This is a genomic window from Streptomyces sclerotialus, from assembly GCF_040907265.1.
Taxonomy (GTDB): Bacteria; Actinomycetota; Actinomycetes; order Streptomycetales; family Streptomycetaceae; genus Streptomyces; species Streptomyces sclerotialus.
Map to the genome: position 1 here is coordinate 8151386 of NZ_JBFOHP010000002.1, position 15892 is coordinate 8167277.

A 15892-nucleotide genomic window follows, 5' to 3' on the forward strand; every position below is an offset into this window, starting at 1 on the left:
TGCGGTTCTCAGAAGCGGGTGCGAAGAGGCCGTACGCCGTCACGCGGCCTCGGTGCGGCGCATCAGGCATTCCTCTGCGAACCCGAGGCACCGCAGGTGGTAGGAGCGGGCCGCGAAACCGAGACTGATGTTGTGGCCCGCGCCCCACTGCCGCTCGGTGCGGACGTGCGGTGCGGCGCTGAACCGTGACCGCAGGTCGGCAAGGGTGTCTTCGTCGTGGCACCACCACGGCTCGTGTTCGGCGAAGGTGAAACGGACGGGAACCCGGACGCGGGCCGTGACAGCGCGGAACACGTCGGGCCAGTGGGCGAGGTCCGCCCGTTCCCGCGCCGGGGTGGTGACGAGGGTGCCGTGCCCGGCCGTGAAGGTGTTCGGTGGGTACAAACGTAGCGGTCCCCAGCTCCGCCTCCAACCCTCGCGGGCGCCCGCCGCGTCGAGGGCTCCGGGTGCGTACCGACTGCCGCACCCGGAGATGTCGATGCCGAGCAGTCCGGGCTCCGGGTGCTCAGCGGCCATGAGCAGCGCCGGCTTCCCGCCGAAGGAATGGGCGAGGAGGAAGTGGCCCTCGCCCGCCGGGAACCGCCGGCGGAAATCCCGGAGCGCTGCCGCCAGGGTGGCCGCCTGCTCGTGCAGCGACCGCCCTTCGGGACAGTGGGGCGCGGTCCGGCCGTAGCCGGGCCGGTCCACGGCGAGGACCGCGAAGCCGAGGCGCGCTCCCAGAGTCAGCAGGGAGAGCTCCGGGAGCGCCTGGCCGTCGAAGTAACCGGAGGTCATGCCGGCACCGTGCAGGGCGACGACGGTCGCGCGCGGCGCGCCGGGCGGCCGGCTCAGCATCGCGGACAGCCGGATTCCACCGGCGTCCAGGCTGATCCGGCGTACTCCCCGGGACGGCCCGGGCGCGGTGGCTCTCACGGCTGCGGCACCGTTCCAACGGTGGCCGGTGCGCCGAACCAGCGGCGCAGTGAGCCGGTCAGCGCCCCGATGGTGTCCGTGCCGTCGTCGGCCCATGCGATGTAGCCGTCGGGCCGGACCAGGACGGCTGTGGCATCGGCGAACGCCTCACCGCCCTCGGGAACGGCGACCGTGACGTTCACGCGGTCCCGCCAGCCGTCGGCGGCCGCGCGCAGCTCCGGGTCGTCGGTGAGGTCGAGCAGCACGCCGTGCGCCGTGTGCAGCAGTTCGGTGGTGGTGACAGTGCCGCCAGGGGTCCGGAGCCTGCGGGGAGGCAGCCGCCTGCCGGACAGTGCGTGGTGCCGGGAGCCGACGTCGTAGCGGATGTCCAGGCCGCTCACGGCACCGGACAGATGCCGTTTCACCTCGTCGTGGGCCAGCAGCTCGGTGAACAGTTCGCGCAGCGGCTCGCTCTCCGCTCCGCCCAGGAACACGATGCCCTGCGCACGCGTGTTCATCAGGAGCCGCTTCCCGACCGGGTGCCGTTCGCTGTGGTAGCTGTCCAGCAGTCCGTCCGGCGCTCCGCCCCGTACGACGGCGGCGAGCTTCCAGCCGAGGTTGACGGCGTCCTGCACCCCGACGCTCAGGCCCTGGCCGCCCGCGGGAAGGTGGACGTGCGCGGCGTCCCCCGCGAGCAGGACGCGCCCGCGCCGGTACGCGGTGACCTGGCGGGTGGTGTCGGTGAACGAACTGACCCACAGCGTGTCACCGCCCGCGAGGGATTCACCCGTGATCCGGTACCACGCGTCGGCGACATGGCCGAAGCCCGGCGACTCGTCGTGGGTGGTGGCCGGAGTGCCGTGCTCGCAGACGATGATGCGGTCCACCCCTTCCTCCAGGGGCGCCGCCATCACCATGCCGTTGGGCAGGCGCTCGCCGAGCGGCCGGGGGCGCAGGGCACATCCGGTGACATCGGCGAGGTACATGGCACGCGTCGCGGGCGTGCCCGGGAAGTCGAAGCCGGCCGCCTTCCGTACGGTGCTGTGGCCGCCGTCGCATCCCACCAGGTAGGCGGCGCGCAACGACCGTTCGCCGCCGGGCGTACGCACGGAGACCCGTATGCCGTCGGCCTCCTCGGCCAGCTCCCGCAGTTCCCAGCCGCGGCGGAGCTCCGCGCCCAGCTCGGTCGCCCACTTCTCCAGCACCGCCTCCGTTCTGGACTGCGGAATTCCGCGGGCGCCGAAGTGCGAGTCCGCCAGCACGCTGTAGTCGAACCGGATCCCGCCGAAATGGCCGAGCGGGCTCGTCTCCAGCCCCTCGAAGCGGGCCAGGAGGCCGCGTTGGTCGAAGACCTCCATGGCGCGGGCCGTGAAACCCAGCCCGCGCGACTGACCGGTGGGCTCGATCAGCCGCTCGATCACGATCACGCGGGCTCCACCCAGGCGCAGTTCGCCGGCGAGCATGAGCCCGGTGGGCCCGGCACCGACGACGATCACATCCGTGTCCACGAGACCTCTCCTCGGGTCTGGTTCTCGGCGGCCCGGCCCGGCGGGCCGAACCAGCGTCGCAGGGCGGTGGCGAGGCTGACGTCATGGTCCGAGCCGCTCCACGCCACATGGCCGTCCGGCCGGACCAGCACCGCACCCCGCCCGGCCAGCGGGGCGTCCGCCACCGGACGGGCCGGTACCGTCATGACGCGGTCGGCCCACCGGCCGGCGATCTCGTACAGCGGCGCCGTCAGGTCCCCCGTGAAACCGATGAGCAGGCCCCGGCCGGTACGGAGCAGCGTTGTCGTGGTGGTGGTCCCGTTCGGCGCGGTCAGGACCGTGTCCGGCAGCCGGGCACCGAGCAGGGGGTCGTCACCGGCACCGACCGGGTAGCGGATGTCGAGGCCACTGATCAGGCCCGCCAGGCGGGTGCGGCTGCGCTCGACGGACACCATCTCGCTCATCAGCGTGCGGAGCGGTGCCACGTTCGCGCCGCCGAGCAGCAGCAGGGACTGCGCCCTGACGTTCGCCAGCACCCGCGCGCCGACCGCGTGGCGTTCGTCGTGGTACGTGTCGAGCAGGCCGACCGGTGCCCGGTGGTTCACGTGCAGTGCCAGTTTCCAGCCGAGGTTGACGGCGTCCTGGAGGCCGAGGTTCAGTGCCTGGCCGCCCACCGGCATCTGCTGGTGGGCCGCGTCTCCGGCGAACAGCACCCGCCCGTGGCGGTAAGCGGTCACCTGACGGTTGGCGTCACCGAAGGCGTTCACCCAGATCGCCTTGCCGTGGCTGATGTCCTCCCCGGTGACCCGGTGCCACACGTCACACACTTCCGCGAAATCCGGTGCGTGGGTGCGGGGTGCCCGCCCACGGCCGAACTCGTGCACCATGATCCGGGTGACGCCTTCGGCGTTGCGCGCGGCGATGGCCAGCCCGTGCGGCAGGCGCTCGAACCGCCGGTCGGGTACGTCCAGGCCGGTCACGTCCGCGCGCAGCAGCTCACGGGCGGTGCTCCGGCCGGGGAACCCGACGCCGGTACGCGTACGCACCGTGCTGTCCTCACCGTCGCACGCGACGAGGTAGGCGCCGCGGACCCGGGCGGTGCCCTGCGGAGTGTCCGCGGTGACCTGGACGCTGTCGCCGTCGTCGGTCAGCTCCCGCACCTCCCACCGGCGCCGGATGTCGGCGCCGAGGGTCAGCGCCCAGTTCTGCAGCAGCCGTTCGGTCCGGTACTGCGGCACCTTCCACTGCCCGGGGTACGTACTGGGCAGTGTCAGGTCCATCGGAATGCCGCCGTAGTGCCCCCGGCGTTCGTTCGGCGGTGTGCCGAGCGCCGTCAGCAGTCCACGGCTGTCGAAGATCTCCATGGTGCGCGCGTGCAGGGTGGAGGCGCGCGACTCCTCGGTGATGCGGGGGCGCCGCTCCAGTACGGTCACGTCGGCGCCCCCGAGGCGCAGCTCGCCGGCGAGCATGAGCCCCACGGGCCCGGCTCCGACGACGATCACTTGAGTGTCCAGGCGTTCCGTCGTCTTCGTCATCGTCAGCGCCGGCTCTCGGCGTACTCCTTGGCGTGCCCGAGAGTCGCCCGGCTGTTGGTGCTCAGCGCGTTGCGGACGTAGTCCCGGGCGTCGTCGACGGTGGCCCCGGCTCCCAGGACCCGCTCGATGTTGTCCGCGTTGAGCATCACGGTGTGCTGGGACGACGTCGTGACACCGTCCGGGGTCTCCCGTATCTCCCAGCAGCCGGTGTGCAGCGTCATCAGGGCGGGCAGCGTCACCTGCTTGTAGACGATCCTGTGGTACGGGAAGGTCACGCGGTACGAGGTGGTGGTGTGGGTGGAGCCGTCCTTCGCCCGGGTCTCCATCTCGAGGAGCTGGAGGCCGGGCACGTCCTCCTTCAGGTGCACCTTCGCCACGTGCGGCAGCCGCTCGGACCACAGGTGCGCCTCGTTGAGGAAGTCGTAGACGTCCTTCCCCGAGCCGTTGATCCGCAGGGTGTCCTCGAAGGAGAAGGTCAGGGCTTCGGCGTTGTGCACGAACTCGACGTTGCTCTTCAACGCCGCGAGTTCGGAGCGGGAGTTGCGGTCCACGGCCTCGTCGATCCAGGCCAGACCTTGCGGGTCGTCGTCCGTCGCACGGTAGAAGTGCAGCAGCCGCACCCGCGACTCGCCGTCCGACACCGGCTCGATCACCCACATGCCGCCCATCGAAGCGACCGGCGGTGCGGAGACCTCCTGGCGGAAGGTGATGCGGAAGTGCTCGGGGTCCAGGGTCCGGCGGGACGTCCAGTTCTTGGCCTCGCCGTTGGCGGTGGCCCAGATACGGATGCGTTCCTGCCGGTCGCCCTTGGCGAGGTGGTCGACGTAGAGGGTCGGCGGGAAGATCCGCGGCCAGTTCTCCACCTCGGACAGCAGACGGTAGACGGCCGCCGCCGGGGCCGAGATGTGAATGTCGTGCTCGACCTCACGCTGCGTGGACTCGGACATGTGAATCTCCTGGGTCGGATCGGTCGTCGGATCGGTCGAATGTCAGAAGTTGCCGAGACCACCGCAGACGTTCAGCGCCTGGGCGGTGATGGAGGCGGCGGTGTCGGACACCAGATAGCCGACGAGCCCCGCGACCTCTTCGGGAGTGGAATAACGGCCGAGGGGGATCTTCGCCTGGAACTTCTCCAGAATGGCTTCCTCGGTCGCGCCGTACGCGTCCGCGTAACCCCGCCGGACACGCTGCGCCATCGGCGTCTCGACGTACCCCGGGCACACGGCGTTCACGGTGATCCCGCTCGGCGCCAGCTCATTGCCCAGCGCCTTGGTGAAGCCGACGACACCGTGCTTCGACGCCGAGTACGGTGCACCGAGGACAACGCCCTGCTTACCTGCCGTGGAAGCGATGTTGACGATGCGGCCGCGGTCCTTGGTCCGCATACCCCCGGTGTTCAGCACCGCTCGCGTCACCCGGAAGACGCTGTTGAGGTTGGTGTCGATGACGTCGTTCCACAGCTCCCCGGTGATGTCGGCCGTGACGCCGCCGCCACTGCGGCCGGCGTTGTTGACCAGTACGTCGATGGTGCCGAACCGTTCGACCGCGGCCTTCACGAAGTCGTCGACCCTGTCGTCGGACCTGACGTCCACGGTGGTGCCGTCGACGTCGAGCCCCTCCTCCTCCCGTAACTGCTTCACGGTCGCGGCCACGCCTTCCGCGCTGCGCGCCCCGATGAACACCTGATGGTGCCGGCCGGCCAGGAGCCTGGCGACGGCGAGGCCGATACCGCTGGTGGCGCCGGTGACGAGTGCGACCTGCTGGTTCTGCTGCGACATGGTGGTCCTTTCCGATGAGCGAGGAACAGGAGCGGTATACGTACTGAGGCGGCTCAGGCCGTTGCGGTCAGCCGGCTGTTGACGGCCTCGATCAACATGCGCGGTGTGTCCATGTCGGTCACCGGAGTGTCGTCGAGTGAGATGTGGTACTCGCGCTCGATCCGGCTGCTCACTTCCAGCAGCGCGAGCGAGTCGTAGCCGAGTTCCTCGAAGAGCACGTCGAGGCTGGCGGACAGTTCGATGCCTTCGTCGCCGGCCGCGGCCAGCAGGATGGCTTCGAGGTCGCCGATGGTGAACTGTGTGGTGGCCACGTAGGGCGCCTTTCTCGTACTGGACCGGGACGGGTCCGCCGGGACCGGCGGCGTCCGGTCATGTGAGGTCAGGTACGGCCGTTCCGGCTGTCGAGGTCACGCAGGACCATGGCGGAGTTGAAGCCGCCGTAGCCGCGGGCCAGGACCAGCGCGGTGCGGACCGCGGCGGCACGGGGCCGGTCGACGACCAGGTCGAGGCGGTACTCGGCCGCGGGCCGGACGTTGACGGTCGGTGGTATCAGCCCGTCCGACATGGCGAGGAAAGCGGCCGCCATGTCGAGCGGCGCGGCGCCGGAGCAGAGCCGGCCGGTCATGGTCTTGGGCGCGGTGACCGGGACTCCGTACGGGCCGAACACACTGGTGATCGCCTCGGCCTCGACGCGGTCGAGTTCGCGCACCCCGGCGGCGTCCGCGAACACCACATCGACCTCCTCGGGCCGGATCCGTGCGTCGGCCAGGGCCAGGCCGATCGCCTTGCGCAGCCCCGGCTCCCGGCCGCTGTCCGGCCGCGGGTCGAACGTGGCGCCGTATCCGGCGATCGCGCCGTAGATGTCCGCCCCACGGTCGCGTGCCGCTTCAAGGCGTTCCACGATGAGGATGGCCCCGCCCTCACCGGCGACGTGCCCCGCCGCCGTGGCGGCGAAGGGACGGTACGCGGTGGCGGGGTCGTCGCTCGTACTGAGCCGGCCGCAGGTGTACTGGGCCACCCAGCCCCACGGGCAGATCGAGGCGTCGACGGAGCCGCTGACGATGAGGTCGGTGCCCTTGCGGATCTGCCGACGGGCCTGCGCGACGGCGTCCAGACCGCCTGCCTGGTCGCTGACGAGGACGCCGCTGGGCCCCTTCATGCCGTTGCGTATGGAGATCTGGCCGCTGTTCACCGCGTAGAACCACGCGAAGGACTGGTAGGCGCTGACGTACTGGCTGCCCCGGCTCCACAGGTTCTGCAGCTCACCCTGGCCGAACTCGAAGCCGCCGGCGGAACTCGCGGTGATGACGCCCATGTCGAAGGCGGGCAGATCTTTCGGCCGGATGCCCGCGTCGGCGAGTGCCCAGTCCGTGGCCACCAGAGCCAGCCTGGTCATCCGGTCCGTCTGGGGCAGCAGCTTGCCCGGCAGGTACGACTCCGCCGTGAACCCGGGGACCTCCCCGGCGAGCTTCGCCGGGTACCGGTCCGGATCGAAGCGTGTCACCCGGCCGATGCCGCTCTTCCCCGCCCGGGTGGCGGACCAGTAGTCCGACGTGCCCAGCCCGTTGGGGGCGGCGGTGCCCAGCCCCGTCACGACCGCTACGGCGCTCACTTCGTCCTCCTGTCCGGCCGGGTCAGCACCATGGCGCTCTGGAACCCACCGAAACCACTGCCGACGGTCAGTACCGCATCGGTGGCGTGCGGCCGCGCGGTGACCGGCACGTAGTCCAGATCGCACTCCGGGTCGGGCGTGTGCAGGTTCGCCGTGGGCGGTACGACGTTGTTCTCCATGGCCAGCACCGATGCCGCGATCTCGATGGAACCGATCGCTCCGAGGGAGTGACCGACCATCGACTTGATGGAGCTCACCGGCGTGGCGTAGGCGTGCTCGCCCAGGCTCTTCTTGAAGGCCGCGGTCTCGTGGCGGTCATTCTGCTTGGTGCCCGAGCCGTGCGCGTTGATGTAGTCGATGTCCTCGCCGTCGAGCCGGGCTTCGTCGAGGGCGAGACGGATCGCCTCGGCCATCTCGACCCCGTCCGGACGCAGCCCCGTCATGTGGTACGCGTTGCTGCGCGTGGCGTAGCCCGCGATCTCGGCGTAGATGTGCGCACCGCGCCGCACGGCGCTCTCCAGCTCCTCCAGGACGAAGACGGCGGCCCCTTCGCCCAGGACGAATCCGTTGCGGGTGCCGTCGAACGGCCGCGAGGCGGTACCGGGATCGTCGTTGCGCGGGGTGGTCGCCTTGATGGCGTCGAAGCAGGCCATGGTGATCGGGGAGATCGGGGCGTCGGAGGAGCCCGCGACCATGAGGTCCGCACTCCCCTCGCGGAGGAGTTCCACCGCGTAGCCGACCGAGTCGATCCCGGACGTGCAGCCGGTGGACACCACGGTGCTCGGCCCCTCAGCGCCGACGGTCCTCGCCACTTCTGCCGCGAAGGAACTGGGGACCATGTAGTGGTACAGATGCGGAACGGCGTACTCATGGTCGACCAGATGCCGCCGGCCGCCATCGCTGACCACCCGGTACTCCTCGTCGAGTCCCATGGTGGCGCCGACCGCCGTCCCGATGCTGACACCGATGCGGTACGGGTCGAAGGCATCGAGATCGGCTCCGCTGTCGAGCACTGCACTGCGCGCCGTGATCACGGCGAACTGAGCGGCCCGGTCCATCCGCCGGATCTCCTGCGGTGACAGGCCGTACGCCTCGGGGTCGAAGTCGATCTCCGCAGCCACCTGGGACCGAAAGGGGGAGGGATCGAAGAAGGTGATCCGCCGGGTCGCCGTACGTCCCTCGCTGAGCAGATGCCAGAAGGCCTTCGCACCGGCCCCGCCGGGAGCGAGGACCTCCAGCCCGGTGATGACGACTCGCCGGCCGGTCATTCGGCGGCCTCCCAGTGGTAGAAGCGGGTGGCCATCGCATCGGCCGGTGAGCGCCACGTCGCAGGGTCGTACGCCTCGATGTACGGCTTGAGGTCGTCGCTGATCCGCACGAAGCGGGGGTCGGCCTTGGCCCGTTCGATCAGCTCGCCGCCGTTGTCGCCGTCGAAGTCCTGCAGATGGAAGTAGAGACCCCGGTACGAGAAGAGCTGGCGCCGGCGGGTGCCCATCCGGTGCGGCATTTCGGTCGCATCGAATCCGGTGAACAGTTCGGCGACGGCAGGACCGGCGTCGGCGTTCATCCTGGCAACGATCAATGTGCTGTGCATAAATCCTCTTCTCCGGGATTTCCCGAATTGACCGTACGACGGGGGCGCCGATACGCGGGCTCGGTATTCCCGGCGATGCGTCGGCGGAGTTTCCATCATCTGCGGCTCACCGGACACGGACAAGGCGAGGAATTTCAGGTTTGGGACACGTTGTGCAAGCTACGGCTCGGTTCCTTTGCCGTGCATTTCAGCTGAGTGTCAGGCCACTGTTAAACGCGCAGCTCCGGAGGGTGCGAAGGCCCGTTGAACGCGGGCCTATCGCCAGCTGCGTGCGCCGGTGAAACCGTGCGCACGCCAACGGGCCGCACCGGCGGACCCGGCGGACTCGGACGATCCGGAGGTCCCGGCGGACCCGAACAGTGCCCCCTGGGCGCTGTCTCGCGCCCGTACGCGAGCCAGCAGAACTACGGCCAGGGCGGCCAGCTCATGGTCATCCGCGCTGCCCCGCTCGATGCGGAACAGGGCGCAGAGGGCGGCCTCTTCTGTCGTCCCCCCGCTCACTGCGGCGGATTCCCGTGCTTGCGCGCCGGCAGCTCGGCGTGTTTCTCCCGCAGCATGGCGAGGGCCCGGACGAGGGTGTCGCGGGTGTCCGCCGGGGCGATGACGTCATCCACCAAGCCGCGTTCGGCGGCGTAGTAAGGATGCATCAACTCCGCCTTGTACTCCTCGACCAGGCGGGCGCGGGTGGCTTCCGGGTCGGCGGATTCCGCCACCTGCTTGCGGAAAATCACGTTCGCCGCGCCTTCGGCACCCATCACGGCGATCTCGTTGGTCGGCCAGGCGTAGGTGAGGTCGGCGCCGACGGACTGCGAGTCCATGACGATGTACGCACCGCCGTACGCCTTGCGGAGGATGACCGAGATACGCGGCACGGTGGCGTTGCAATAGGCGTAGAGCAGCTTGGCGCCGCGCCGGATGATTCCGCCGTGCTCCTGGTCGACGCCGGGGAGGAAACCGGGCACGTCCAGCAGCGTGACGAGCGGAATGTTGAAAGCGTCACACATCTGAATGAAACGCGCGGCCTTTTCCGAAGCGTTGATGTCGAGGACGCCCGCGAGGGACTGGGGCTGGTTGGCGACGATGCCGACGGTCTCGCCGTCGAGCCGGGCGAGCGAGCACAGGATGTTGGTCGCCCAGCGTTCGTGCACCTCAAGGTGCTCACCGTCGTCGACGATCTCCTCGATGACCTTGCGCATGTCGTACGGGCGGCTGCCGTCGGCCGGGACGATGTCCGCGAGCTGCGCGCACTTCCGGCCCGGCGGATATTCGGCCGGCGCCACAGGAGGATTCTCCCGGTTGTTCTGCGGCAGCAGGGAGAGGAGGTAACGCACCTCTTCGAGGCATTGTTCCTCTTCGTTGTACGCGAAGTGGCATACCCCCGACGTCTCGGAGTGCACATCGGCGCCGCCCAGACCGTTATGGCTGATCTTCTCGCCGGTCACGGCCTGGACGACGTCCGGGCCCGTGATGAACATCTGCGCGGTCTCGCGGACCATGAAGACGAAGTCGGTCAGTGCGGGGGAGTAGGCGGCGCCACCGGCGCACGGGCCGAGCATGACGCTGATCTGCGGGATGACGCCGGAAGCACGTGTGTTGCGCTGGAAGATCCCGCCGTAGCCGGCCAGGGCCGTGACACCCTCCTGGATGCGAGCGCCGGCACCGTCGTTGAGGGAGACCAGGGGCGCGCCCGCGGCGAGAGCCCGGTCCATGATTTTGTGAATCTTCTGGGCGTGTGCCTCGCCGAGCGCGCCACCGAAAATACGGAAGTCGTGCGCGTACACGAACACCGTCCGGCCGTGCACCGTGCCCCATCCGGTGATGACGCCGTCCGTGTGCGGCCTCTTCCGTTCGAGTCCGAAGCCGGTCGCCCGGTGCCGTCGAAGCGGCTCCACCTCGTTGAACGACCCTTCGTCGAGGAGGAGGTCTATCCGCTCCCGGGCGGTCAGTTTTCCCTTCGCGCGCTGCCGCTCCGTGGCGACCGGATCGCCCTCGCGGATGGTGCGACGTAATTCCTCAAGTTCCCGCGTCGACGAACGCGGATCCTCAGGACGCGTCGTACGGGAGTGGCCTGGGGTATGCATGATGATTTCCTTTCACGTCACGCGACCGGTGCCGACGGCGGTGACGGGAGCGTTGATGAGAATTCACCCTGCCCGGGAAAACCGACATCAGCAACGCCGAACACCCCACGCCTCCGTCAGTTTCCGCAAGAGAGATCGCCGTTTTCTCAGGCGACTGTCAGAGAAATGTCAGAAGTCGGTCAACTGCGCGCTCCAGGGGATGTCAGGGCAGCGGGCGCGCGGTTAGCTTCATTGCCATGGGAATGCCAGCAAGTGAAGAAGCAACGGTTGTCCCGGACGGCGTGTGGGCGGCCACCGTAACCTTCGCGGGCAGGACGGTCGAGACCCAGCTCGTTTTCGAGACGGCTGGAGCGATGCGGCTGTCCACCCCCGTGAGTACCGGTCAGGGCACCTGGACGCGGACCGGTGAGGCGCGCTTCAGCTACCGGGCGCGCGAAGTCTTCAGCGCCGAGAGCGGCCTGACCGGCTGGGTGGACATCGAACAGGACGCGGTGCAACGGAAGGCGTCCTTCACCAGCTCCGGTGTGTCCCGCCTCTTCGACGCGGCGGGCGACCAGGTGGCGTCCATGGCCGCTGAGGTGTCGGCCAGGCGGGAGGGCGAGCAGGCGTGACCAAAGTCGGCTATGAAGACGCGATGAACGATGCGCTGGAGCGCATGGACGACCTCGGGTACGAACGCGGAGCCCAGGGCGACCTGGCCAACCACGGCCCGATGGGAGCCGAGGCGCTGGCCACCCTCGGACACGCGGACGAGGTGGCGGCCTGGGTCGAGAGCTACCGCGTCGCCATGCCGCACCATGAGCCCCCTGCGCCCCGGTTCGCCCTCGACGCCCATGACGAGGCCTCCTGGCGACCGGCGTTGGGTGCCTTCGGCAGGGCGGGGGACTGGGAACAGCTCTTCCTCCGCGAACTGGACGACGCTCCGTGGCGTACCGTGCTCGCCCGCTGGTGGCCGAGGCTGCTGCCGGGGCTGCTCGCCGGCCTGACGCATGGCGCCATCCGCACGGCACACGCCGTCCGCAGTCTCGCTGCCGTACCGGAGCCCACCCACCTGCAACTGGCCGAACTGGCACGGGGGCTGGCCTACTGGGCCGCCCGGTTCACCCAGTTGCCGGGACGGCCGCACCTACGTGGTGAGCTCGACATCGCCGGCGCGGTCGCCGCGCTGCCGCGGTTCCGCGGTGAGGTCGCGGTGACCCCGCCGGTGGCGAAGGAACGCTTGCAGCGGCTCGACACCCTGCCCGGCTACTCCGAGGGCCTGGGACTCGTGGCACCGGACCATGTGCAGTGGCTGCTCAGCGAGATGACCACGGAGTTCGCCGGTGTCTACCTGGCCCATGACGAGATCTTCCCCGTACCGCTGATCCACGCCGTCACCGCGCCCGCGGCCGTCCGTCTCGTCCTCCCGCATCTGCCGCTCGAACAGCACGAGCCGTCCGTCGCGGCGCTGTGGCAGGTGCACACCGCCCTTCTGCTGGCCTTCACCAGGGACCGCAGGGGAGAGGACGACGCCGTACGAAGGGCGACGGAGACCGAGGCGCCGCCCTTCGACGACCTGACCGCACGCGCGGTGGCACACGGCGACGAACACGTCATCAAGTTCACCGAGGCCTGCCTGCGCGAGCACGCACTGCGCCCGGACCCCCGCTTCCCGGCAGCGGCCCTCGCCGCACAGCAACGGATCGGCCCACAGCAACGCATCGACGCGCAACGGCTTTTCGACGCCGGATGAGGGGGACCGGGCCGTGTTCGGACGTACGGTCCTCCGCCGGCCCGGTCCTACGGTCCTACGCCTGACCCGGTCCGGTCCTACACCTGGCCCAGGTCGGAGCTGACCCAGTGGTGGGGGCGCATGCGGATGATCACGTGGGGCCCCAGCTCCCGCTCCGCGTAGTCGACGAAGGCCTCGGCCTTGTCCTTGGGGAGGTACCGGGCAGCCAGCCTGAGGTGCTCCTCACGGGTGCCCGGCTGCACCGCGGCGACCGGACCTTCGACGGAGACGTACCGGACGGTGGGCGCCACCCGGTCCACCATCATGCTGAAGCGGCCGGCGGCGCCGATCAGCTGCGCTTTGCGCGAGTCCCGTCCCGTGAGGATCCAGAGCTCACCACCTGGCTCGTAGTGGTACCAGATCGGGACGGTGAGCGGTGCGCGTCCCTCCTCGGCCGCTACCGACAGAGCACCGACGTGCGGCTCGGCCAGGAACTGCTCGCGTTCTTCACGGGTCAATGCCACGGGGCCTCCTCGGACGGTTCTTACGATGCATGCAGGACATGCAGGACCTCTTGTACGTACATACAGGATCCCTCACATCGGCTCCCCCCGGTGGCGGCACGCCGCATCGTTTCCGGCCGGACGCCCGGGCCCGGGGGCGGCCGGCTCGCCGTGTCCTTGCCACGGCCGGGCGAGGATGATCAGCACTGCCGCGGAGAGCAGCACGAAGCCGAGTACGACGACGGCCGTCGACATGGCGGTGGTAGGACCCAGGACGCCGGGCAGCGGTGCGGCCGCGGCACCGAGCGCGAATTGGGCGCCGCCGAGCAGGCCGGAAGCGGCTCCGGGGGCATCCCTGCCGACCGCGAGTACGAGGGTGGTCGACGCAGGCAGCAGGATGCCGAATCCGGTCGTCAGGCCGAACAGGCAGGCCCAGGTGGTGGGGAGCGTGCTGATGCCGAGGACGAGCAGAGTCACCAGTGTGAGCACTGAGGCGACGGTCACGATGACGCCGATGACGAGCAGCGAGTTGAGACGTACCCGCGCGGCCAGCCGTCCGAAGACCGCGCCGGCCGCTACGGTGCCGACGGCGTTCGTGGCGAAGACGAGGCCGTAGCCGGCGGGGGACAGGCCGTAGACGTTCCGGAAGACGAAGGGCGAGCCGGTGATGTAGGCGAACAGGGCGGCCAGTCCACAGCCCAGGACGAGCAGATAGCCGATCAGTTCGCGCCGCCGCAGCAGTCCGCCCGTCGCGGCGAGTACGGCCCGCAGGCCACCGGTCCGGCGCCGCTCGGCAGGCAGCGATTCGGGGACCCACGCCCTGACCGCGGTCGTCAACAACAGCCCGGTCACGGCCAGTGCCACGAACACCAGCCGCCACGAGCCGATACCGAGCAGGAGCCCTCCGGTCACCGGCGCCAGAACCGGGGCGGTCATCGCGATCACGCTCAGCGTCGTCAGTTGGCGGGCCGCGTGGCTGCCGCTGAAGCGGTCGCTGATGACGGCCCGTCCGATGACGAGCCCCGCGCTGCCGGCGATCCCTTGCAGCAGTCGGGCGACGTCGAACACGACGATGGACGGGGCGAGCGCACAGAGCAAGGACAACACGGTGAACGTGCCGGAACCGGCCAGGAGCAGGCGCCTTCGCCCTGCCGCGTCGCTGACCGGGCCGAGCACGACCTGACCGACGGCGAGCCCGACGAGGCAGGCGGTCAGGGAAAGCTGGACAGCCGTTCCCGTGGTGCCGAACGAGGTGACGATCTCGGGAAAGCCAGGGATGTACATGTCGGTGGCGAACGGCGATACCGCCGAAAGCCCACCGAGGACGACCACGAGTCGCCCCGTTCCGGTGCGGGTCATCGGTCTCCGTCTGAGCGTGCCTGTAACTCGTCACATCGTGGGCGACCGGGCCGCGTTGTGGTGTGGAGGGACGGGCCCGGGAATGTGGAGCGCGGTGCTCTCGCCGACGGGCGGTGGATGACAGACACCAAGTGTCAGGCCGCGGGGCGGCGGGCGTCACGTCAGGAGTGCGCCCGCCGGAACCGGGCGGGGGTGATGCCCCGGTCGCGCCGGAACGCGTAGCCGAAGTTGCTGGGCGAGGCGTAGCCGACCTCGTGCCCGATCCGGGCCACCGGCCAGTCCGTCTCGACGAGCAACGCGGCAGCCCGGTCCAAGCAGCGACGCCGGTGGTGATCCATCACCGACGTCCCGTAGAGGGCACGGAACCCGGTGGCGAGCCGCCGGACCGACATCGACGACGCACGGGCCAGATCGGCCAGCGTCGGCGGCGCGTGGCGTTCCTGCCAGAGCAGCTCGGGGACCCGGCGCAACGCGGCCACCTCGTGGTCCTCCAGAGCAGGGCCCCGGTCAGCAGGGCCCCGGTCAGCAGGGCCCCGGCCCTCTGCGGCCGGGGCGCTGACCGCGAGTCCGTCGACCAGTGCGGCCAGCGCTGCCACGAGCCGCGATTCCAGGAACAGCGGGCGCCCCGGGGACGATCGCCGGTGCAGGAAAATCTCCGCCAGCGGGCCGGCCACCGGACGCAACGCGGCGGACCGGCCCAGATACTGCTCGCGGGCGACGCCATCCGGTCGGTTGCCGGGGAGAGCGTCCACACCGAGACCGCCGAGGTAGGACTCCAGCCTGGCCCAGGTCCCGCTGATTGACACCGCTCGGTACCGCTCGCCGTCGCCGTGTGTGACGACGCCTTCGGTGGCGCACCGGGGGCTCAGCGACACCGAGCGGGCGTGCAGCTCGCCGTCGCCGGAACGGGCCTCGCTGATGTGCATGCGCCCGTCCACGCAGTGCTCCAGTTCGAAGTGGTCGCTCGGAAAGGCGTACCCGACCTGGTGCCCACCGGCCCCGGCGAACGCGACGTCGTAACGGACGATGTGGAACCCGCTCCGCAAGGACGTCACCTCGATCGTGCCGTCACCGACCTCCGGCCGGAGCCGATACCGGACGGTGCCGCCGCTGTCGCTGCTCTCGTCGGCCTGCGCGATCGACGCGTAGTACGCAGCGCATGACGCGTCCCACGCGGCCGAACCGACCGCGCCGACGAGTTGGTGAATCCGGGTCACGAGGTGACAGGTTAGCCGTATTCAGCCCCTTGCTCCGTGCCTCGGCGCCTGGGGCGGAATGACGGATTTCTGACTGACGTGGCGTCCGGCAGACAGGAAGGATCACGTCTGGCAGGGGCCGCCG

The 15892-nt window shown here is 70.0% G+C and carries 16 protein-coding genes; 2 read left to right on the forward strand and 14 right to left on the reverse strand.

All coding sequences use genetic code 11. The features are described 5' to 3' along the window. Positions 1-39: 39 nt before the first annotated feature. The 11 genes from AAC944_RS35880 to AAC944_RS35930 form a co-directional block, all read right to left on the reverse strand. Positions 40-912, reverse strand: coding sequence for an alpha/beta hydrolase (locus AAC944_RS35880; protein ID WP_030622244.1), 873 nt, complete (start codon positions 910-912; stop codon positions 40-42). Beyond that, a complete protein-coding gene (locus AAC944_RS35885) occupies positions 909-2399 on the reverse strand; it encodes an FAD-dependent monooxygenase (RefSeq protein ID WP_030622246.1) in 1491 nt (496 codons plus the stop codon). The genes AAC944_RS35880 and AAC944_RS35885 overlap by 4 nt, the downstream gene beginning before the upstream one ends. Continuing rightward, the gene (locus tag AAC944_RS35890; RefSeq protein WP_051872276.1) at positions 2384-3913 is read right to left on the reverse strand and encodes an FAD-dependent monooxygenase; all 1530 of its coding nucleotides are present in this window, start codon (positions 3911-3913) and stop codon (positions 2384-2386) included. The genes AAC944_RS35885 and AAC944_RS35890 overlap by 16 nt, the downstream gene beginning before the upstream one ends. A gap of 2 nt (positions 3914-3915) precedes the next feature. Then, positions 3916-4860 carry an aromatase/cyclase gene (locus AAC944_RS35895; protein ID WP_030622251.1) on the reverse strand — a complete coding sequence of 315 codons (945 nt, stop codon included), beginning with the start codon at positions 4858-4860 and terminating at the stop codon, positions 3916-3918. A gap of 42 nt (positions 4861-4902) precedes the next feature. Continuing rightward, on the reverse strand, positions 4903-5691 hold the full coding sequence (fabG, locus tag AAC944_RS35900) for a 3-oxoacyl-ACP reductase FabG (RefSeq protein WP_030622253.1): 789 nt from the start codon (positions 5689-5691) through the stop codon (positions 4903-4905). Between the two features lie 53 nt (positions 5692-5744). Continuing rightward, positions 5745-6002, reverse strand: a complete 258-nt coding sequence (locus tag AAC944_RS35905; protein ID WP_030622256.1) for an acyl carrier protein — start codon at positions 6000-6002, stop codon at positions 5745-5747. A 68-nt stretch (positions 6003-6070) separates the two neighbouring features. Continuing rightward, a complete protein-coding gene (locus AAC944_RS35910; protein WP_030622258.1) occupies positions 6071-7303 on the reverse strand; it encodes a ketosynthase chain-length factor in 1233 nt (410 codons plus the stop codon). After that, on the reverse strand, positions 7300-8571 hold the full coding sequence (locus tag AAC944_RS35915; protein ID WP_030622259.1) for a beta-ketoacyl-[acyl-carrier-protein] synthase family protein: 1272 nt from the start codon (positions 8569-8571) through the stop codon (positions 7300-7302). The genes AAC944_RS35910 and AAC944_RS35915 overlap by 4 nt, the downstream gene beginning before the upstream one ends. Next, positions 8568-8897, reverse strand: a complete 330-nt coding sequence (locus AAC944_RS35920; protein ID WP_030622262.1) for a TcmI family type II polyketide cyclase — start codon at positions 8895-8897, stop codon at positions 8568-8570. Before AAC944_RS35920 ends, AAC944_RS35915 begins: the two co-directional genes overlap by 4 nt. Before the next feature lie 255 nt (positions 8898-9152). Continuing rightward, entirely contained in the window at positions 9153-9398 is a 246-nt protein-coding gene (locus AAC944_RS35925) for an acyl-CoA carboxylase epsilon subunit (RefSeq protein WP_107054235.1), read from the reverse strand. Next, positions 9395-10978: an acyl-CoA carboxylase subunit beta gene (locus AAC944_RS35930; protein ID WP_051872277.1), complete on the reverse strand. Its 1584-nt coding sequence runs from the start codon at positions 10976-10978 to the stop codon at positions 9395-9397. The genes AAC944_RS35925 and AAC944_RS35930 overlap by 4 nt, the downstream gene beginning before the upstream one ends. A 236-nt stretch (positions 10979-11214) precedes the next feature. On the opposite strand from AAC944_RS35930, the gene AAC944_RS35935 reads away from it, so the two are divergent. Both AAC944_RS35935 and AAC944_RS35940 read left to right on the forward strand, forming a co-directional pair. Then, positions 11215-11589, forward strand: a complete 375-nt coding sequence (locus tag AAC944_RS35935) for a hypothetical protein (protein WP_196943262.1) — start codon at positions 11215-11217, stop codon at positions 11587-11589. Between the two features lie 23 nt (positions 11590-11612). After that, positions 11613-12710 (forward strand): questin oxidase family protein, encoded by a 1098-nt coding sequence (locus AAC944_RS35940; RefSeq protein WP_368396688.1) that lies wholly within the window; start codon positions 11613-11615, stop codon positions 12708-12710. Positions 12711-12787: 77 nt separating this feature from the next. Here the strand turns inward: AAC944_RS35940 and AAC944_RS35945 are convergent, their stop codons facing one another. The 3 genes from AAC944_RS35945 to AAC944_RS35955 all read right to left on the reverse strand — a co-directional run bounded on the left by AAC944_RS35945 (position 12788) and on the right by AAC944_RS35955 (position 15768). Then, positions 12788-13213 (reverse strand): pyridoxamine 5'-phosphate oxidase family protein, encoded by a 426-nt coding sequence (locus AAC944_RS35945; RefSeq protein ID WP_030622268.1) that lies wholly within the window; start codon positions 13211-13213, stop codon positions 12788-12790. A gap of 72 nt (positions 13214-13285) precedes the next feature. Further along, positions 13286-14551 (reverse strand): multidrug effflux MFS transporter, encoded by a 1266-nt coding sequence (locus AAC944_RS35950; RefSeq protein WP_051872278.1) that lies wholly within the window; start codon positions 14549-14551, stop codon positions 13286-13288. 161 nt (positions 14552-14712) lie between these two features. After that, on the reverse strand, positions 14713-15768 hold the full coding sequence (locus tag AAC944_RS35955) for a helix-turn-helix transcriptional regulator (RefSeq protein ID WP_030622272.1): 1056 nt from the start codon (positions 15766-15768) through the stop codon (positions 14713-14715). Positions 15769-15892 lie beyond the last annotated feature (124 nt).

Coding starts and splice junctions, on each gene's coding strand:
- AAC944_RS35890 (WP_051872276.1), bottom strand. CDS start 3,913: ATGACGAAGACGACGGAACGCCTGGACACTCAAGTGATCGTCGTCGGA.
- AAC944_RS35895 (WP_030622251.1), bottom strand. CDS start 4,860: ATGTCCGAGTCCACGCAGCGTGAGGTCGAGCACGACATTCACATCTCG.
- fabG (WP_030622253.1), bottom strand. CDS start 5,691: ATGTCGCAGCAGAACCAGCAGGTCGCACTCGTCACCGGCGCCACCAGC.
- AAC944_RS35915 (WP_030622259.1), bottom strand. CDS start 8,571: ATGACCGGCCGGCGAGTCGTCATCACCGGGCTGGAGGTCCTCGCTCCC.
- AAC944_RS35920 (WP_030622262.1), bottom strand. CDS start 8,897: ATGCACAGCACATTGATCGTTGCCAGGATGAACGCCGACGCCGGTCCT.
- AAC944_RS35930 (WP_051872277.1), bottom strand. CDS start 10,978: ATGCATACCCCAGGCCACTCCCGTACGACGCGTCCTGAGGATCCGCGT.
- AAC944_RS35935 (WP_196943262.1), top strand. CDS start 11,215: ATGGGAATGCCAGCAAGTGAAGAAGCAACGGTTGTCCCGGACGGCGTG.
- AAC944_RS35940 (WP_368396688.1), top strand. CDS start 11,613: ATGAACGATGCGCTGGAGCGCATGGACGACCTCGGGTACGAACGCGGA.
- AAC944_RS35950 (WP_051872278.1), bottom strand. CDS start 14,551: ATGACCCGCACCGGAACGGGGCGACTCGTGGTCGTCCTCGGTGGGCTT.